The organism is Halomonas sp. H10-9-1 (assembly GCF_040147005.1).
GTDB lineage: Bacteria > Pseudomonadota > Gammaproteobacteria > Pseudomonadales > Halomonadaceae > Halomonas.
On the sequence record NZ_JAMSHO010000001.1, the window covers coordinates 1891125 to 1909174 of the forward strand.

General features: G+C 68.6%; 21 protein-coding genes. 6 read left to right on the forward strand and 15 right to left on the reverse strand.

Annotated features, from left to right (window positions below):
* Positions 1 to 2: 2 nt before the first annotated feature.
* The gene (galU, locus tag NFH66_RS08735; RefSeq protein ID WP_349609912.1) at positions 3 to 893 is read right to left on the reverse strand and encodes a UTP--glucose-1-phosphate uridylyltransferase GalU; all 891 of its coding nucleotides are present in this window, start codon (positions 891 to 893) and stop codon (positions 3 to 5) included.
* Between the two features lie 224 nt (positions 894 to 1117).
* On the opposite strand from galU, the gene ubiG reads away from it, so the two are divergent.
* Together ubiG and NFH66_RS08745 are read left to right on the forward strand one after the other, a co-directional pair.
* Positions 1118 to 1843, forward strand: a complete 726-nt coding sequence (gene ubiG, locus NFH66_RS08740) for a bifunctional 2-polyprenyl-6-hydroxyphenol methylase/3-demethylubiquinol 3-O-methyltransferase UbiG (RefSeq protein ID WP_349609914.1) — start codon at positions 1118 to 1120, stop codon at positions 1841 to 1843.
* Positions 1844 to 1848: 5 nt separating this feature from the next.
* Entirely contained in the window at positions 1849 to 2499 is a 651-nt protein-coding gene (locus NFH66_RS08745) for an HAD-IA family hydrolase (RefSeq protein WP_349609916.1), read from the forward strand.
* Positions 2500 to 2530: 31 nt separating this feature from the next.
* Here the strand turns inward: NFH66_RS08745 and NFH66_RS08750 are convergent, their stop codons facing one another.
* The 13 genes from NFH66_RS08750 to NFH66_RS08810 form a co-directional block, all read right to left on the reverse strand.
* The gene (locus NFH66_RS08750) at positions 2531 to 3295 is read right to left on the reverse strand and encodes a YciK family oxidoreductase (RefSeq protein ID WP_349609918.1); all 765 of its coding nucleotides are present in this window, start codon (positions 3293 to 3295) and stop codon (positions 2531 to 2533) included.
* A gap of 13 nt (positions 3296 to 3308) precedes the next feature.
* Positions 3309 to 4103, reverse strand: a complete 795-nt coding sequence (gene ybgF, locus NFH66_RS08755; RefSeq protein ID WP_349609920.1) for a tol-pal system protein YbgF — start codon at positions 4101 to 4103, stop codon at positions 3309 to 3311.
* Between the two features lie 29 nt (positions 4104 to 4132).
* Positions 4133 to 4675: a peptidoglycan-associated lipoprotein Pal gene (pal, locus tag NFH66_RS08760; RefSeq protein ID WP_349609922.1), complete on the reverse strand. Its 543-nt coding sequence runs from the start codon at positions 4673 to 4675 to the stop codon at positions 4133 to 4135.
* A gap of 20 nt (positions 4676 to 4695) precedes the next feature.
* Positions 4696 to 5982 carry a Tol-Pal system beta propeller repeat protein TolB gene (gene tolB / locus NFH66_RS08765; RefSeq protein ID WP_349609924.1) on the reverse strand — a complete coding sequence of 429 codons (1287 nt, stop codon included), beginning with the start codon at positions 5980 to 5982 and terminating at the stop codon, positions 4696 to 4698.
* Positions 5982 to 7181: a cell envelope integrity protein TolA gene (gene tolA, locus NFH66_RS08770; protein ID WP_349609925.1), complete on the reverse strand. Its 1200-nt coding sequence runs from the start codon at positions 7179 to 7181 to the stop codon at positions 5982 to 5984. The genes tolB and tolA overlap by 1 nt, the downstream gene beginning before the upstream one ends.
* Positions 7182 to 7188: 7 nt before the next feature.
* Positions 7189 to 7632 (reverse strand): protein TolR, encoded by a 444-nt coding sequence (tolR, locus tag NFH66_RS08775; RefSeq protein ID WP_349609926.1) that lies wholly within the window; start codon positions 7630 to 7632, stop codon positions 7189 to 7191.
* A 12-nt stretch (positions 7633 to 7644) separates the two neighbouring features.
* Positions 7645 to 8334, reverse strand: a complete 690-nt coding sequence (tolQ, locus tag NFH66_RS08780) for a protein TolQ (protein ID WP_349609928.1) — start codon at positions 8332 to 8334, stop codon at positions 7645 to 7647.
* An 11-nt stretch (positions 8335 to 8345) separates the two neighbouring features.
* The gene (gene ybgC / locus NFH66_RS08785) at positions 8346 to 8762 is read right to left on the reverse strand and encodes a tol-pal system-associated acyl-CoA thioesterase (protein WP_349609930.1); all 417 of its coding nucleotides are present in this window, start codon (positions 8760 to 8762) and stop codon (positions 8346 to 8348) included.
* Positions 8759 to 9796 carry a Holliday junction branch migration DNA helicase RuvB gene (gene ruvB, locus NFH66_RS08790; protein WP_349609932.1) on the reverse strand — a complete coding sequence of 346 codons (1038 nt, stop codon included), beginning with the start codon at positions 9794 to 9796 and terminating at the stop codon, positions 8759 to 8761. Before ruvB ends, ybgC begins: the two co-directional genes overlap by 4 nt.
* Positions 9797 to 9800: 4 nt before the next feature.
* Positions 9801 to 10412 (reverse strand): Holliday junction branch migration protein RuvA, encoded by a 612-nt coding sequence (ruvA, locus tag NFH66_RS08795; protein ID WP_349609934.1) that lies wholly within the window; start codon positions 10410 to 10412, stop codon positions 9801 to 9803.
* A gap of 127 nt (positions 10413 to 10539) precedes the next feature.
* On the reverse strand, positions 10540 to 11079 hold the full coding sequence (gene ruvC / locus NFH66_RS08800; RefSeq protein ID WP_349609937.1) for a crossover junction endodeoxyribonuclease RuvC: 540 nt from the start codon (positions 11077 to 11079) through the stop codon (positions 10540 to 10542).
* Between the two features lie 133 nt (positions 11080 to 11212).
* Positions 11213 to 12994, reverse strand: a complete 1782-nt coding sequence (gene aspS, locus NFH66_RS08805) for an aspartate--tRNA ligase (RefSeq protein ID WP_349609939.1) — start codon at positions 12992 to 12994, stop codon at positions 11213 to 11215.
* Between the two features lie 62 nt (positions 12995 to 13056).
* Positions 13057 to 13320, reverse strand: a complete 264-nt coding sequence (locus tag NFH66_RS08810; protein WP_349609940.1) for an FmdB family zinc ribbon protein — start codon at positions 13318 to 13320, stop codon at positions 13057 to 13059.
* Between the two features lie 171 nt (positions 13321 to 13491).
* Here NFH66_RS08810 and NFH66_RS08815 point away from each other — a divergent pair, with 171 nt between their 5' ends.
* Genes NFH66_RS08815 through NFH66_RS08825 form a run of 3 tightly spaced genes read left to right on the forward strand, consistent with a single transcriptional unit; the run spans position 13492 to position 16381 of the window.
* Positions 13492 to 14430 carry an NAD(P)-dependent oxidoreductase gene (locus NFH66_RS08815; protein ID WP_349609942.1) on the forward strand — a complete coding sequence of 313 codons (939 nt, stop codon included), beginning with the start codon at positions 13492 to 13494 and terminating at the stop codon, positions 14428 to 14430.
* A 2-nt stretch (positions 14431 to 14432) separates the two neighbouring features.
* Positions 14433 to 15422 (forward strand): ribokinase, encoded by a 990-nt coding sequence (locus tag NFH66_RS08820; RefSeq protein WP_349609944.1) that lies wholly within the window; start codon positions 14433 to 14435, stop codon positions 15420 to 15422.
* 14 nt (positions 15423 to 15436) lie between these two features.
* Positions 15437 to 16381: a nucleoside hydrolase gene (locus NFH66_RS08825; protein ID WP_349609945.1), complete on the forward strand. Its 945-nt coding sequence runs from the start codon at positions 15437 to 15439 to the stop codon at positions 16379 to 16381.
* Position 16382: 1 nt separating this feature from the next.
* On the opposite strand, the gene yccX is transcribed toward NFH66_RS08825, so the two are convergent.
* Positions 16383 to 16655 carry an acylphosphatase gene (yccX, locus tag NFH66_RS08830; RefSeq protein WP_349609947.1) on the reverse strand — a complete coding sequence of 91 codons (273 nt, stop codon included), beginning with the start codon at positions 16653 to 16655 and terminating at the stop codon, positions 16383 to 16385.
* Positions 16656 to 16924: 269 nt separating this feature from the next.
* Between yccX and NFH66_RS08835 the strand changes: the two genes are divergently transcribed.
* Positions 16925 to 17971 (forward strand): Glu/Leu/Phe/Val family dehydrogenase, encoded by a 1047-nt coding sequence (locus NFH66_RS08835; protein WP_349609949.1) that lies wholly within the window; start codon positions 16925 to 16927, stop codon positions 17969 to 17971.
* The last annotated feature ends 79 nt before the right edge of the window (positions 17972 to 18050 follow it).

Sequence of the window (18050 nt, forward strand, 5' to 3'; positions counted from 1 at the left end):
GCTCAGGCCTCCCCGGCGTAGCGCGCGAGCAGCTCGCGGAAGCCTTCGCCGAAGCGGGCGTGGCGACGCCCATAGGCGAGGGTGGCCTCGAGGTAGCCCAGTTGATGGCCGCAGTCGAAGGTCTTGCCGCGCATTCTGTAGGCGTCGACGCCCTCCCGGGCGCGCAGGGTCTCGATGGCATCGGTCAACTGGATCTCGGCACCGGCACCGGGGGGAGTCTCGGCGAGCAGTGCGAAGATGCTGCCGGGCAGGACATAGCGGCCGATCACGGCCAGGTCGGAGGGGGCCTCCTCCACCGGGGGCTTCTCCACCACGCCGGCCAGCGGCCGTGACTCGCCCGGCGCGGGAGTCTCACCGCCGGTGTCGACGATGCCGTACTTGCAGGTCATCTCGTGGGGCACCTCCTCGACCATCAGTTGGGCATGGCCGCTGTGCTCGAAGGCCTCCAGCATGCCGGCCAGGTCGTTGGCCTCGAGGCCCTCGTCATCCACCAGCACGTCGGGAAGCAGCACGGCGAAGGGGGCGTCATCGCCAATCACCGGCCGGGCACACAGCACCGCATGGCCAAGTCCCAGCGGCTCCGGCTGGCGCACGCTGATGATGTTGACGTCGTCGGGGACGATGGCGCGCAGCTCCTCGAGCAGCGCGTGCTTGCCCTTGGCCTCGAGGCTCGCCTCGAGCTCGAAGTGCTTGTCGAAGTGGTTTTCGATGGCGGCCTTGCTGCCGTGGGTCACCAGCACGATGTCGCGGATGCCGGCGGCAACCGCCTCCTGGACCACGTACTGGATCACCGGACGGTCAACGATGGTGATCATCTCCTTGGGAATCGCCTTGGAGGCCGGCAGGCAGCGGGTGCCGAAACCGGCGACGGGAAGCACGGCCTTGCGAATCATGGTGAAGTCCTTGTCGATCTCTCAGCATCAGTGAGTGTCACCGCGGCTAGCGGCGTTCCTTCCCGGGTGAGAGACGTGGGAATGCCTCCCCGGGAACGGGTATCATGGGCATGATACCGGACGCGACCAGGCCTGCCACTGTGTCGACACGACGACAGCGACTGTAGCGTCACGCCAACAACCTGGCCGAGGCCTGTACCATGAACCAGCAACGGAGAGCGCAGATGGGCGCAACATCAACCTCAGCGGAGAATGTGGATCCCGGCGAGATTGCCAAGTTCGAGGCCCTGGCGGGACGCTGGTGGGATGCCACCGGGGAGTTCAAGCCGTTGCACGATATCAACCCGCTGCGCCTGGACTTTATCGACGCGCGTGCCGGCCTGGCCGGGCGGCGGGTGCTGGATGTCGGCTGTGGCGGCGGCATCCTCGCCGAGGGCATGGCCCATCGCGGCGCCCGGGTCACCGGCATCGATCTGGGCGAGGCCCCACTGGGGGTGGCCCGCCTGCATGCCGAGGAGAGTGGAGTCGAGATCGAGTACCGCCGGGTCAGCGTCGAGGCCCTGGCCGAGGAGGCGCCGGGAAGCTTCGATGTGGTCACCTGCCTGGAGATGCTCGAGCACGTACCCGACCCGGGCTCGGTGGTGCGCGCCTGCGCGACCCTGGTCAAGCCCGGTGGCCAGGTGTTTTTCTCGACCCTGAACCGCAATCCCAAGGCCCTGGCCCTGGCGGTGGTCGGAGCCGAGTACCTGCTGCGCATGTTGCCCCGCGGCACCCACGACTATGCCAAGTTCATCCGTCCCGCCGAGCTGGCTGGATGGTGCCGGCGGGCGGGCCTGGAGGTGCGCGAGCAGAGTGGCCTGGTCTTCAACCCCCTGAGTCGCCGCTACCGGCTGCACCCGACCGATGTCTCGGTCAACTACCTGATGCACTGCCGGCGCGAGGAGGCGTGACGACGATGCCCCGCCCCGCGGCCCTGCTCTTCGATCTCGACGGCACCCTGGTGGATACCGCGCCGGACCTGGCCAGGGCCACCAATGCCCTGCGCGCCCACCACGGCCTCCCCGCCCTGCCCTATCCGGCGATTCGCGCCCAGGTCTCCAACGGCGGCAGTGCGCTGGTCGAACTCGCCCTGGGCCTGGCGCGCGACGCGCCGGGACACGATGAGGCGCGTAGCCTGCTGCTCGCCGCCTACGGCGAGGCGGTGGCCGAGGAGAGTTGCGTCTTTCCCGAGCTGGTGCCGTTGCTGGCGGCCTGGGAGGCGGCCAAGCGTCCTTGGGGTATCGTCACCAACAAGCCGCGCGCCTACGCCGAGCCCCTGGTGGCGGCCCTGGGGCTGTCGCCGGGAGCGCTGCTCTGCGCCGATGACCTGCCGGTGAAGAAGCCTGACCCGGCCCCGCTGCTGGAGGCCGCCCGCCGCCTCGCCGTCGATCCACCGGCGTGCTGGTACCTGGGCGATCACCTGCGTGACATCCAGGCCGCCCGCGCCGCCGGCATGCCGGCGGTGGCGGTAGGCTGGGGCTATGTAGAGGAAGGCGACGACTATCGTGCCTGGCCCGCCGACCTCTGGTTCGAGACCGGCGAGGCGCTGGCGGCGGCGCTGAATTGAGAACTACGAATGGCGGCGCAAGCCGGTAAGCTCAGGCCTTCGGTGGCTGGGCGTCGAAGCGCTCGCCATTGTGGCCGCGGCTCTCCGGGCCCATCAGCCACAGGTAGGTAGGCATGATCGCCTCGGGAGTGAGCAGGCTGGCGGGGTCCTCGCCCGGATAGGCGGTGCGACGCATCTGGGTGAGAGTGGCGCCGGGGTTGAGGCTATTGACCCGGATGTTGCCCAGGTGCTCGAGCTCATCGGCGAGCACCTCCACGAAGCCTTCGGTGGCGAACTTGGAGACCGCGTAGCCCCCCCAGTAGGCGCGCCCCTTCCTGCCCACGCCTGACGAGGTGAAGATCACCGAGGCGTCTGGCGAGCTCTTGAGCAGCGGCAGCAACGCCTGGGTCATCCAGATCGGCCCGTTGATATTGACCTGCATCACCTGCTCCCAGAGCTCGGGATTGCACTGCTCGAAGGGCATGATGCGCCCCAGCAGCCCGGCGTTGTGCAGGATGCCGTCCAGGCGGCCGAACTCCCGGTCCAGGGTCTCGGCCATGTCGTGGTAGTCCTTGAGGGTGGCGCCCTCGAAGTTCAGCGGGAAGATCGCCGGCTGGGGGCCGCCGGCGGCCTCGATCTCGTCGTACACCGCCTCCAGCTTGGCGGTGGTTCGTCCCAGCAGGATCACCGTAGCGCCGTGTCGGGCATAGGTGAGCGCCGCGGTTCGGCCGATGCCGTCGCCGGCACCGGTGACCAGGATCACGCGGCCGTCCAGCAGCTCGCTCGGCGCCTGGTAGTCGATCTTGCAGGTGGTCATTGGCTCTCCTTGATCAGTTGCCGGACTCGCGCAGGAAGTCCCCTGCCAGCCCCGCCGCGGAGCTCTCCGGGTGCTCCTCGCGCACCCGCTCGAGCAGCGCCCGGCTCGCGTCCGGCTGGCCCTGGCGTGCCTTGAGCAGGCCCAGCTTGTAGAGGGCATCGGGCACCTTGTTGCTGCCGGGATAGTCGTCAAGCACCGTGCGGAAGGCCGCCTCGGCGGGTTCCAGGCGGCCCTCGGCGGAGTGCAGCTCGCCCAGCCAGTAGTGGGCGTTGGGCGTCAGGCGGCTGTCGGGATAGTCGCCGACGAAGGCGTCGAAGGCGGCGATGGCGGCCTCGAACTGGCGTGCCTGGATGCTGGAGAAGGCCCGCTGATAGGCCGCCTGGGCGTCGGGGTCATCGCTGCTCGGGGCCGGTGCTTCGTCGGCCACGCGTTCGGCGACCTGCTCGTCGACCCCCTCGCCGCCTGCGTCACTGAGGGTGGGAGGTGACGCGCCGGCCGCCAGCGAGGCGAGGCGATCCTCGAGGTCCATGTATTGCTGGCGGGTCTGCCCGCGCAGCTGTTCGAGCTGATGACGCAGCTCCTCGACCTGGCCACGCAGCCGGCGGAGCTCCTCCTGGTGCTCCTGGACCTGGTTGAAGATCACCAGGCTGCCACCGGCCGACTCACGGGTCTCCGTCTGCTGATAGAAGGTGCTGGGCTGCGCGGTCAGGTCCTCGATCACCGGCTGCTGGGCCAGTGCGGGAAACCCCACGGAGAGCGGGAGCACCAGGGCTCCCGCACCGCACAGTCCTTTCAGACCGTGTTTCATCTGTGTCTCCCTGGACGCGGGGTGCCGCCTCAGTAGGCGAACACGACCCGACGGTTCTGGGCGAAGGCCTCTTCGTTCTGGCCGCGTGCCGCAGGACGCTCCTCGCCGTAGCTGACCACCTCGACCTGGGAGGGGGAAACGCCCTGCACGGAGAGGAACCGTTCCACCGAGCGGGCACGTCGCTCGCCCAGTGCCATGTTGTACTCGCGGGTGCCACGCTCGTCGGTGTGGCCCTGGAGCACCACCCGCGCATTGCCGTTCTCACGCAGGTAGCGGGCATTGGCGGCTAGCACCGGCTCGAACTCGGCGCGAATTCGCTCGCTGTCGAACTCGAAGTAGATGGTGCGCTGCTGGGGGATGCGACCGTCCGCCTGCTGGCCGGAAGCCCCTGCGGTGCCACCGTAGCCGGAGCCGCTGGCCCGACCATCGCTCACGCCGGTACTGCTGGCACCGCTACCGTCGCGAGTTCCGTCCATGGAGCCGTCCTGGGTGCCGCCGGTGCTGGAACAGCCGGCCACCAGGGCCAGCGACAGGGCGACTGCCAGGGAGCGGGCATAGGGCTTGAATTGCATCGTTTCGTACTCCTGAAGGATCAGTTCATGAAAGGTGACCACGCGGGTTCGCGTACGTCACCCTGAGCAGAGGGCAACCGGAAGGACGCGCGTCCATCGGCGGTGACAGCCCCCAGCACCCCGCTGTTACCCTGCTGGGTGGCGAAGATTACCATGGTCCCGTTGGGCGCAACACTGGGCGACTCGTCCCAGCGCGAATCGCTCAGCGTGACCAGGCGACCGCTGTCCAGATCCTGGCGCGCGACCTGGAATCCCTGGCTGGAACGATGGATCAGGAACAGTTTCTCGCCGTCCGGTGAGAAGCGGCCGCGGGCATTGTAGTTGCCGGTGAAGGTCATGCGTTTCTGCTCGCCGCTGGCCAGGTCGTGGCGGTAGAGCTGAGGCCCACCGCTGCGGTCGGAGGTGAACAGCAGGCTGCGGCCGTCCGGGGCCCAGGAGGGTTCGGTATCGATGGCCGAGTCGTTGGTGATGCGCTGCAGGTCGCGGGACCCGATGTCCATCACGTAGATCTCCGGCTGGCCATCCTTGGAGAGCGACATGGCCAGCCGGCGACCGTCCGGCGACCAGGCCGGTGCGCCGTTGAGGCCCTGGAAGGAGCTGACGCGCGCCCGCTTGCCGGAGCCCAGCTCCTGGACGTAGATCGCCGGCCGTTCGGTCTCGAAGGAGACATAGGCCAGCTTGCGGCCATCCGGGGACCAGGCCGGAGACAGGAGCGGTTCCCGCGAGCTCAGCACCTGCTGGCTGTTATGGCCGTCGGCATCGGCCACGTAGAGGGCAAACTGCATGTTATCGCCGACCCCCTGAGAGGTGACATAGGCGATGCGCGTGGAGAAGGCGCCACGGATGCCGGTGATCGCCTCGAACACCTGGTCGCTGATGTAGTGTCCGGCGCCGCGCAGCTCGCCTGCGGTGGCGGTCACCACTTCTCCGAGCATGCGCTTCTCGCCGCTCACGTCCATCAGCTCGAAGCGCAGCCGATAGCCGTCGCCGGCGCGCTCGGCGCTGCCCACCACCAGGTAGCGGACATCCAGCGCCTTCCAGTCACCGTAGCGCACCTCGTCGGCGTTGCTGGGCTCGTCCATCATCTGGCGGCGCGGCAGCGGCTCGAAGTAGCCGCTGCGCTCCAGGTCGTCGTGGATCACCCGAGCCACATCCTCGGGCAACGCCTCGCCACCGGCGAAGGGCACCACGGCAATCGGCGTGGCACTCTCGTTGCCACGGGTGATCTCGATGGTCAGGTCGGCCTGGGCGAGTTGACTCACCAGCAGCAGGGCGGCAGCCAGCCAGGTAGTCATCAGGGATTTCATCAGCGTATTCCCTCCGGTGAAAATACAAAACTAATACGACGGTATTCTGACTGCAGGTGAGCTGGCAACTGTCGCAGTTCGGCGAACGGCGCCGCAGCCTCGACGGCCTGGACGGCGGAACGGTCGAAGGCACTGTCACCGCTGGAGCGTGAGACCTCGGCGACAAACAGCTCTCCGGAGGGGCCAAGCCGTACCGATATCTCGGCGGTTGCCCCGGAGGCGACATTGGGGGGGATGCGCCAGGTCTGTTCCACGGCCTGGCGTACCAGGGCGATGAAATCGTTGGCCGCCTGCTGCCCCTGTTGCGCATTGGCGACACGTTCATCGGCTCCCTCGATCAGCCGTTGCATCTCGGCCTCGGCCTCCTCTCGAGAACGACGCTCTGCCTCGCGCTGGCGCTCGGCTTCGGCCTGAGCCTGGCGTTCGGCTTCGGCCTGAGCCTGGCGTTCGGCTTCGGCCTGAGCCTGGCGTTCGGCTTCGGCCTGACGCTCGGCTTCGGCCTGGCGCTCGGCTTCGGCCTGGGCCTGACGCTCGGCTTCGGCCTGGGCCTGGCGTTCGGCTTCGGCCTGAGCCTGGCGTTCGGCTTCGGCTTGGGCTTGGCGTTCGGCTTCGGCCTGGCGCTCGGCTTCGGCCTGGGCCTGACGCTCGGCTTCGGCCTGGGCCTGACGCTCGGCCTCGGCCTGGGCCTGGCGTTCGGCTTCTGCCTGGGCCTGGCGTTCGGCTTCGGCCTGGCGCTCAGCCTCTGCTTCGGCTTCCTGTTCACGCCGGGCCTGCTCCTCCGCCTCGCGCTGTTGTTCGAGACGGTGAGCCTCGGCCTCGGCCTCCTCGCTGCGTCTGGCAGCTTCCGCCTCGGCAGCCTGGCGTGCTTCCTCGCGGGCCTGTTCCTCGGCCTGCTGCTGCGATTCGCGCTGCGCCTCCTCGGCGGCGGCCTGTTCTGCCGCCTGGCGGGCCTGCTCCTCGGCTTCACGCTGCTCCTCGGCCTGCCTGGCCAGGGCGCGCTGGCGCGCCGCCTCGGCCCGCTGGGCCTGGTCGGTGATCGTCTCGGTGCTCACCAGGGTCGCCTGAACGATAGATGACGGCTGGGGCTCGTGGTCGCGGGTCGGCAGGCTGATCACGCTGATCAGCAGCACCAGGACGTGTAGCCCCACCGCCAGCAGCGTCGGCAGCCCATAGCCTACCCGGGCATGTCGTCTGGCCATGGTGAGCTCACTCCCCCCCGCTCGGCGGCTCGGAGATCAGCCCCACGTTGGCAACGCCGGCGGTCTGCAGCGTGCTCATCAGGGTCACCACCTGGCCATAGGCGACGTTGCGGTCGCCATGCACCATTACCGGCGTGCCGGGCTTGCGCTCGAGCAGGATGATCACGCGGTCGGCAATCTCATCAATGCTAACTTCGCGTGCATCATCGTTGCCTACCCAGATCGAATACTTACCATCGCTCTCAACCGAAACATTGATCGGGTCGCTGTCCTCGGGGGGATCGATGGGCTCCGAGGTCACCTGGGGAAGATCGACGTTCACCCCCTGGGTCAGCATGGGGGCTGTGATCATGAAGATCACCAGCAGCACCAGCATGACGTCGATGAAGGGGACCACGTTGATCTCGCCCATGGGCTTGCGGGCTCCCCCGCGATGAAAGGGTCCATGCATGACGTGACTCCCTCAGGCGCCGCCGGCGTCGGACCGGCCCTGCAGGTTACGATGCAGGATGGAGTGGAACTCCTCGGCGAAGTCCTCGTACTTGCCAAGCAGGCGGCCGGACTCCGCGGACAGGCGGTTGTAGAAGATCACCGCCGGAATCGCGGCGAACAGGCCCATGGCGGTGGCGATCAAGGCCTCGGCGATCCAGGGTGCCACGGTCGACAGGGTCGCCTGCTGGGCCATGGAGAGCGACTGGAAGGAGCCCATGATGCCCCACACCGTGCCGAACAGCCCGACATAGGGACTGGCCGAGGCCACGGTGGCCAGGAACACCAGGTGCAGGTTGAGGCGCTCCTCCTCCCGGGACCAGGCCACCCGCATGCTGCGCTGTACGCCATCGAGGATCGCCTGGGGGCTGCGGGTCTTGGGCATCAGGCGGTTGAACTCGCGGAACCCGGCGCGAAAGATATGCTCGGCCCCCTGGGTCTCCTGCTCGGGAGGCACCTCGCGGTAGAGCTCATTGAGATCGACACCGGACCAGAAACGGTCTTCGAAGCCACGGTGGGCCTTGCGGGCGCGACGCATCATGAAGGTGCGCTGGAAGATCACGATCCACGAGAGGATCGAACCCACCGTAAGCAGCAGCATGACCAGCTGCACCACGGTGCTGGCGTTCATGATCAGGTGGGGAATGGACATGGCGTCGTTCACGGGCATCCTCGTCAGGCTTGCGGTTGAACAGTAGAGTGAGCCAGCAGCTCGGCGAGCGCCGGCGGCCAAGGCATGGGGCGCAGGCGCCGGGCATCGATACAGGCGATGTCGACCCTCGCCTCGCATAGGGGTTCCCCGCGGCGGGTCACTACCTGGCCGAACTGCAGCCGGACACGACCCGCGGTCAGGACTTCCGCGCTCACCTCGAGCGCGTCATCCAGCCGGGCGGGCTTGGCGTAGCGACACTCCAGCCGGTGTACCACCAGCTGGACCCCGCTCTCGAACAGCGCCTGCTGGGTGATCCCACGTGCGCGAAGCCATTCGCTGCGTGCCCGCTCCATGTATTTGAGATAATTGACGTAATAAACGATGCCGCCGGCATCGGTGTCCTCGATATAGACGCGAACCGGAAAGCGAAACTCGCTCATGGGCGGGTCTCCCCCGCGGCGTCCTCGGCGGCTGCCGAGGGAGCCAGGCCGAAGTGCTGCCAGGCCTGGCGGGTGACCACCCGGCCGCGGGCGGTGCGCATCATCAGGCCTTGCTGGATCAGGTAGGGCTCGATGACGTCCTCGATGGTGTCGCGCTCCTCGCCGATGGCCGCGGCCAGGGAGTCGACTCCCACCGGCCCACCGTCGAACTTCTCGATCATCGCCAGCAGCAGGCGGCGATCCATATGGTCGAGGCCGTGCTGGTCGACGTGGAGCATGTCCAGGGCCCGGTCGGCGATGGCGGCGTCGATCTGGCCGTTGCCGCGCACCTCGGCGTAGTCGCGTACCCGGCGCAGTAGCCGGTTGGCGATGCGTGGCGTGCCCCGGGAGCGCTTCGCCACTTCGAGGGCTCCCGCGGTGTCGGCCGTGACCCCCATCAGGCGCGCCGAGCGGGAGACGATCTCGGTGAGTTCCTCGATGGCGTAGAACTCCAGGCGCTGGACGATACCGAAGCGGTCGCGCAGCGGCGAGGTCAGCAGGCCCGCCCGGGTGGTCGCCCCCACCAGGGTGAAGGGCGGCAGGTCGAGCTTGATGGAGCGTGCCGCCGGCCCCTCGCCGATCACGATATCGAGCTGGAAGTCCTCCATGGCCGGGTAGAGGATCTCCTCCACCACCGGCGAGAGGCGATGGATCTCGTCGATGAACAGGACGTCGCCGGGCTCGAGGTTGGTGAGCATGGCGGCCAGGTCGCCGGCCCGCTCCAGCACCGGCCCGGAGGTCGACTTGAGCCCGACTCCCATCTCTTCGGCGATGATGTTGGCCAGGGTCGTCTTGCCGAGCCCCGGGGGGCCGAACACCAGGGTGTGGTCGAGGCTCTCGCTGCGTCCACGGGCGGCGCCGATGAAGATCTCGAGCTGTTCGCGCACCCGGGGCTGGCCGATATAGTCGGCCAGCCGCTTGGGGCGGATGGCGCGATCGATGGGCTCTTCCCCGTCGCGAGCGTCGGCGGCGATCAGGCGGTCGCTCTCGAGCATCGTGTTACCCCGTCATCCGGCGGCTCAGCGCCGCCTTGATCAGCGCCTCGGTAGTGCCCTCGGCCTCGAGGCCACTAAGCATCCGGGCCGCCTCGGCCGGCTTGTAGCCCAGGCTGACCAGCGCCGCCTCGGCGTCGGCCAGCGGATCCTGTCGTGGGGCGGCGGGCTGGCTGCCGGCCTCGAGCTCCGCCAGGGCGGGCTCCGAGGCCTCCCAGTGAGGAAAGCGGTCACGCATCTCGATGATCAGCCGCTCGGAGGTCTTCTTGCCGACACCGGGCAGGCGCATCAGCGACTTGGCGTCGTCTTCCAGTACGCAGCGCCGGAACGCCGCCTCGTCCATGCCCGAGAGGATCGCCAGGGCCAGCTTGGGCCCGACGCCGTTGACCTTGATCAGCGCCCGGAACAGGGTGCGCTCCTGGTCGCGCAGGAAGCCATAGAGCAGGTGGGCATCGTCGCGCACGCTGAGATGGGTGTAGAGCGATACCGCCTCACCGACGGCCGGCAGGGCCACCAGCGTGGTCATGGAGGCCTCCAGCTCGTAGCCGACGCCGGCCACATCCACCACCAGCCAGGGGGGCTGTTTGTCGAGAAGCGTGCCTCTCAGGCGTCCGATCATGGGAAGTCCGTATCCTTGCGTCAGGGTGGGCGACAGGTGCCGCCACTATACTGGTCGACCGCGGGGCTGGCCAGCCCACCAGAACGGCGTTCGAGAACCTCGAGCCCGTCGCCCAGAGGCGACAGCATCAGGGGCGAAAGTCACGCCAGGAGCTTCCCTTGCGCCGGCTGCGATGGCCACCGAAGCTGCCGCGGGTCACCAGCCCCCGGCGCGCATGCGCATGGGTCAGGGCGATGGCCAGGGCGTCGGCGGCATCGGCCTGGGGAGTCGCCGAGAGCCCGAGGATGGCGGTCACCATATGCTGTACCTGGAGCTTGTCGGCACGCCCCGACCCGGTCACGGCCTGCTTGATCTGGCGTGGGCCGTATTCGCTCACTGGCAAGCCGTGGTTGGCCGCGCAGACGATGGCAGCACCGCGGGCCTGGCCCAGCTTGAGGGCCGAGTCGGCATTCTTCGACATCACCACCTGCTCGATGGCGAACTCCGCCGGGCGATGCACGGCGACCAGCTCACTGATCCCGGCATAGACCTGGGCGAGCTTCTGGGCCAGGTCGTCGGCGCGGATGCGGATGCAGCCGCTGGCCACGTAGCGCGGCGTGGCCATGGAGACATCCAGCACGCCATAGCCGGTGATCCGCGAACCGGGGTCGATGCCCAGGATCAGCATCCGGGCGCCCTGGTCGATGGCATAGGACCTCCTCTCCGGCTTCGCCGCCTGGCTGCTCCAGCGTGGCGAAGTGTGCAGGACACAACACCGGCGCCCTGGGGCGCCGGTGAGATGCAGCGGGTCGGGATCGGCGTCACTCGTCGGCGGTCTCGACCTTGGCCTTCTGGCGCAGGCGGATATTGAGCTCCTTGAGCTGCTCGCCGCTCACCTCGCCCGGCGCCTCGGTCAGCAGGCAGGAGGCGCTCTGGGTCTTCGGGAAGGCGATCACCTCGCGGATGGTCCTGGCGCCGCTCATCAGCATCACCAGGCGGTCGAGGCCGAAGGCCAGGCCGCCGTGGGGCGGTGCGCCGTACTGCAGGGCGTCGAGCAGGAAGCCGAACTTCTCGCGGGCCTCCTCCTGATCGATGCCCAGTACCTCGAGCACGGTCTGCTGCATCGCCTGGTCGTGGATACGGATCGAGCCACCGCCGAGCTCGGTGCCGTTGAGCACCATGTCGTAGGCGCGCGAGAGCGCCCCGGTCGGATGCGACTTGAGCGTCTCGACGTCACAGGACGGCGCGGTGAACGGGTGGTGCAGCGCCTGCAGGCGGGCGTTGCCATCCTCCTCGAACATCGGGAAGTCGACCACCCACAGCGGCGACCACTCGGCGGTGTAGAGATCGAGGTCCTCGCCGAGGCGAACGCGCAGCGCGCCCAGGGCCTCGTTGACGATGCGCGTCTTGTCCGCACCGAAGAAGATGATGTCGCCATCCTCGGCGCCGACGCGGTCGAGCAGCGTCTCGACCACGCCTTCCATGAACTTGACGATCGGCGACTGCAGGCCCTCGAGGCCGCGGGCGCGCTCGTTGACCTTGATCCAGGCCAGGCCGCGGGCGCCGTAGATGCCGACGAACTTGGTGTACTCGTCGATCTCCTTGCGCGACAGCTTGGCGCCGCCGGTCACCTTGAGGGCGGCCACGCGGCCGTCGTCGGCGTTGGCCGGGCCGGAGAAGACCTTGAAGTCGACGTCCTTCATCAGGTCGTCGACGTCGGTGAGCTCGAGCGGGATGCGCAGGTCGGGCTTGTCGGAACCGAAGCGGCTCATCGCCTCGGCATAGGGCATGCGCGGGAAGGCGGGCAGCTCGACGTCCAGCACCTGCTGGAACAGCTGGCGGATCATCGCCTCGGCGATCCCCATGATGTCCTCCTCCTCGACGAAGGAGGCCTCGATGTCGATCTGGGTGAACTCCGGCTGGCGGTCGGCGCGCAGGTCCTCGTCGCGGAAGCACTTGGCGATCTGGTAGTAGCGATCGAAGCCGGACACCATCAGCAGCTGCTTGAACAGCTGCGGCGACTGGGGCAGCGCGAAGAAGCTGCCCGGATGGGTGCGGCTCGGCACCAGGTAGTCGCGGGCGCCCTCGGGGGTGGCGCGGGTCAGGATCGGGGTCTCGATGTCGAGGAAGCCCTGCTCCTCGAGGAAGGCGCGCACGCTGTGGGAGATGCGCGAGCGCAGGCGCAGCTTGTCGATCATCTCCGGGCGGCGCAGGTCGATGTAGCGGTGCTTGAGGCGCACCTCCTCGCCCACCTTGCCGTGCTCGTCGAGCTGGAACGGCGGCGTGGCGGCGGTGTTGAGGACCTCGACCTCCTTGGCCAGCACCTCGATCATGCCGGTGGGCATGTTCGGGTTCTGGGTGCCCTCGGGGCGCAGCCGGACGCGACCCTGGATGCGCAGCACGTACTCGCTGCGGGCGCGGTCGGCGTTGGCGAAGGCCTCGGCGGTGTCGGGGTCGACCACGACCTGGGCGATGCCATCACGATCGCGCATGTCGAGGAAGATCACGCCCCCGTGGTCACGGCGGCGGTGTACCCAGCCGCACAGGGTGACCGTCTGGTCCACCAGGGTCTCGTTGAGCTGGCCGCAATAATGGCTGCGCATGTCGTGTCCTGTTCTGTTGCGTGGTGTAAAGTCGAATAACGTGAAACGACGAGGGGCGGTCCTCAGACCGCCGCTCCGTCCATCTTGCTTGTCTTACCGTCCGATGTGGCGCCACCGCCGTCACCGGCGAGGTTCTTCTTGGCGCCGGACTTGAAATCGGTCTCGTACCAGCCACCGCCGGCCAGCCGGAAGCCGGCGGCGGAGACCAGGCGCGACAACGCCGAGGCCGCGCAGGCGGGGCAGTCGGTCAGCGGCTCTGCACTGAGCTTCTGAAGCTTCTCCAGGCGGTGGCCGCAGGCCTTGCACTCGTATTCGTAGATGGGCATGGTTTGATCACTCCAAATCGTCATAACCCAGTTCAGGGCGCGGTCGGGCCGAGCCCGACACAGGCGATATGCGGCCGGCCATGGCAACTTCCAAGCCTGCCAAAGCCCGCTATTATAGCGCGCCTCACACCAGTGCGGGCAAGGCGCACCTCACACAGCAAGGAACCTCCGATGAAAGCCGTCATTCTCGATGCCGCAAGCCTCGGTCCCGATGTCGACCTGACCCCCCTTCGCGAGCACCTCGATGACCTGGTGGTCCACGCCAGCAGCACCACCCACGAGGCCCAGGAACGCCTGGCGGCCGCCGATGTCGCCATCGTCAACAAGGTGGTGCTGGATGCCGCGACGCTGGAAGCCCTGCCCTCCCTGAAGCTGATCTGCGTACTGGCCACGGGTACCAACAACATCAACATGGCCGCGGCCCGGCGCCTGGGCATCACGGTGAAGAACGTGACCGGCTACGGTACTGCCAGCGTCGCCCAGCACACCCTGCTGCTGTTGCTGGCCCTGGCCAACCGCCTGCCGCTCTACGGGCGTGACGTGGCGACAGGCCGCTGGGGCGAGAGCCCCTTCTTCTGCCTGATGGACCATCGCACCCTGCAACTCGAGGGCAAGCACCTGGCGATCGTCGGCCAGGGGGAGCTGGGGGGACGCGTGGCGAAGCTGGCCGAGGCCTTCGGCATGCGCGTGACCTTCACTGCCCGCCCCGGCAACGCGGCCCATGACGAGCGCCCGAGCCTGGCCGAGCTGGCCCCGACGCTCGACGCGATCAGCCTGCACTGTCCGCTCAACGAGGCCACCCATCACCTGGTGGATGCCGACCTGCTGGCCCGCCTCAAGCCGGGTGCCCTGTTGGTCAACTGCGCCCGGGGCGGCATCATCGACGAGGCGGCGGCGCTCGCCGCCCTGCGCGAGGGGCGCCTGGGCGGACTCGCCGTGGACGTGCTCCCCGAGGAGCCCCCGCGGGAGGGGCACCCGCTGATCGATGCCCTGAACGAGTCACTCAACCTTATCGTCACGCCCCACAACGCCTGGATCACGCCCGAGGCGCGTCAGAACGTGGTAGCACTGACGGCCAATAACCTGAGGGAGTGGTCCCGGGGAGAGTGATGATGCACGACCCTGCGCGCGCCCAGCACAATACCGGAGAGATCGAGCTGCGTTTCCATTGCCACAACCATGGCTCCATCAACCTCGACCACTTCTACCGGGTGCCGCACCTGGTGGCGCCCGGGGAGACCCTGGCCAGCCACGATTACCGTGTAGGCCTCGGTGGCAAGGGGGCCAACCAGTCGCTCGCCATGGCCCGGGCCGGTGGCCGCGTGAGCCACTGGGGGCGAGTCGGGCGGCAGGATGCCTGGGCTCGGGATGCCTTGGCCCGGGCCGGTGTCGACGTGCGCCACGTCGAGCTGGTGGATGAGCCCAGCGGCCACGCCATCATCCAGGTGGACGATAGCGGCGAGAACGCCATCATCCTGTTTCCCGGCGCCAATCACGGCAGCTCGCGGGAGGAGCCGAGCGCGCTCCTCGCCGCCGCCAGCCCGGGCGACTGGCTGCTGCTGCAGAACGAGCGCAGCGGCCTGGAGACGCTGATCCCGCTGGCCGTCGAGCGGGGCCTGAAGGTGGTCTTCAACCCGGCCCCCATGGATGACCGAGCGGCACGGCTCCCGCTGTCGCTGTGTTCCCTGCTCTTCGTCAACCGTACCGAGGCCGCCCGACTGGGCGGGCTCGCCGCGCAGAGCAGCGCAGAGGCACTGCTCGATGCCCTGACCTCACGGCTACCCGACACCGAAGTGGTATTGACCCTGGGCGGCGAAGGCGCCTGGCATCAGCACCGCGACCGGCGCCGCCACCAGCCGGCGATACCGGTGGTGGCGGTGGACACCACCGCCGCCGGCGACACCTTCATCGGCTATTATCTGGCGGCGCTGCAGGCGGGCCTGCCCATCGCCGAGTGCCTGCGCCGTGCGGCCACCGCCGCGGCCCTGGGTGTGCAGCGGTCCGGCGCTGCGGAGAGCATCCCGCTCCTCGATGAAGTGGAACGAGCCCTGAAGCAGGGCTCCGGGGCATCCGGTGCCCCCGCCAACCCTGAAGCCCCCTGACCGCGGAGAGCGCCGTGACACATTCCATCATCTTCGACACCGACCCGGGCGTGGATGACGCCCAGGCCATCGCCATCGCCCTGCGCCATCCCGAGATCGAGCTGCTGGGCATGACCACCACCTATGGCAACGTCGATGCGCAGGTCGCCACCCGTAACGCCCTGCTGCTCGCCCAGCTGGCCGGGCGCCGCGACGTGCCGGTGGCCCAGGGCGCCGCCGCGCCCATGGTCAAGACGCGTCATGCGCCCCCCGCGCATATCCATGGCGCCAATGGCCTGGGCGATATCGCCCTGCCCGAGGTCGAGGGGCAAGCCGATCCCCGCAGCGCGGCGCAGTTCATCGTCGACACCGTGAACGCGCGCCCCGGCGCGGTGACCCTGGTGGCGGTAGGTCCGCTAGGCAACCTGGCCGCGGCGCTGCAGCTCGACCCGGGCATTATCGACAGGGTGAAGCAGGTGGTGATCATGGGCGGCTCGGTCCGCGAGGGCGGTAACGTCACCCCCGTGGCCGAGGCCAACATGTTCAACGATCCGGATGCCGCGGCGCGGGTGCTCACCGCCGGCTGGCCGCTGACCCTGGTGGGGCTCGACGTGACCCATCGCTGCGTGCTGACCCCGGCACACATGGCGCGCATCGCAGCCGGCCAGGGCGAGCTCGGGCGCGTGCTGGCGGGCAGCTACGCCTTCTACCGCGACTTCTATCGCGACTTCCTGGGCATCGACGGCTGCTGCCCTCACGACAGCTGTGCACTGGCCTGGCTGCTGCGCCCGGAACTGTTCACCACGGCCCGCGGGCACCTCACCGTGGCCACCGAGGGCGCCGCCGAGGGGCAAACGATCTTCGCCCCCGAGGGACGGGCCTTCATCGAGGAGCGCTGGTCGCGCACCCCGCCGGTGGAGGTGTGTCTGGGCGTCGACGGCGCGGCCGTCAGCGACTGGATCGCCGACGTCCTCGCCTGACTCAGCCGGTCCGGAAGTCGTCCGGGATGTGGGCCTCGATCACCTCGAGCTCCACATGGGTGACCCGAGCACCATCCGGCCCCTTCCAGAGCCACTCCGCGAGGCGCTTGACCGCCTCGCGATCCCCGCACATCAGCACCTCCACCCGGCCGTCCGACAGATTGGTCGCATGGCCGGTGATCCCGGCCCTGAGGGCCTGCTCCTGGGTCGCCCGGCGAAACCACACCCCCTGCACCTTGCCGGTCACCAGCGCCTTCGCGCAGCACGTGTCCATGGTCGTCTCCTGATGATCGCGATGGGACTTCCTTCTTGCTAGTTCTAGCAGTCCGGCCGTCGTCGCGGCCAGTGCTCGCTGCCCTCCCCGTCCTGACCCCGGCCTTTCTCGTCTCGGTACCTGTGTCTCATCGCTTCCCGTCCCGAGGCCAATGCCCTAAGCTTAGCGGTATCTTCAGGCGCCTTTCGGCCACAAGCCGACTGCGGCCGAGGATCACCCTACCCGGGTAGCCATCAACACAACAATCATCCTCACAAGGGAGACACGTCATGCCGGTTTTCGACCACCCCGAGTTCGATCATCATCAGCAGATCGTCTTCGGCAGCGACGCGGCGAGCGGCCTGCGCGCCATCATTGCCATCCACGATACCTCCCGCGGCCCCGCCCTGGGTGGCCTACGTATCTACCCCTATGCAAGCGACGCCGAGGCGCTCACCGACGTGCTGCGCCTCTCCCGCGGCATGACCTACAAATCGGCCCTGGCCGACCTGCCCCTGGGCGGCGGCAAGGCGGTGATCATCGCCGATCCGCGCCGCGACAAGACGCCCGAGCTGCTGCGTGCCATGGGGCGCCTGGTCGACTCCCTGGGCGGCCGCTACATCACGGCCGAAGACTCGGGATCGAATGAGCACGACATGCGCTGGATCGCCGAGGAGACCGCCTACGTAGGAGGACTGCTACGGCCCGGCGAGGCCTCGGGAGACCCTTCCCCCTTCACGGCCTGGGGCGTGTTCTGCGCCCTCAAGAGCGCCGTGCGCCATCGCCTGGGACGCGACGACCTGAGCGGCCTGCGCGTCGCCGTACAGGGCGTCGGTAACGTCGGCGCCCACCTGGCGCGCCATCTGCATGCCGCCGGGGCCCGGCTGGTGATGACCGACATCGACGGCGAGGCGCTGGCCCACCTCGCCGAGGAGCTCGGCGCCGAGGCCGTGGCACCGGAGGCGATCGTCGACGCCGAAGTCGACGTCTTCGCCCCCTGTGCCCTGGGCGCCGCCCTGTCGGCCGAGGTGGTCGAGCGGCTGACGGCCAAGGTGGTCTGCGGCGCCGCCAACAATCAGCTCGCCACCCCCGAGATCGCCCAGCGCCTGCACTCCCGCGGCATCCTCTATACCCCGGACTACGTGGCCAACGCCGGCGGGGTGATCGAGATCGCCTGGCAGCGTCGCGACGACTATGCGCGCGAGGCCGTCATGGCGCACATCGAGGGCATCGGCACGACCCTCGACGAGATCTTCGCACGGGCCGAGCGCGAGGGGCAGAGCCCCGCCCTCGTCGCCGACGACCTGGCCCGGGAGCGTTTCGGCGCCGCCGGTTGAGGCTCGAGGAGTGCACCCGAACAGGGCCAGTCAATGGCCCGACGCAAGAAGGCCGGCATTCGCCGGCCTTCCTGTGTCT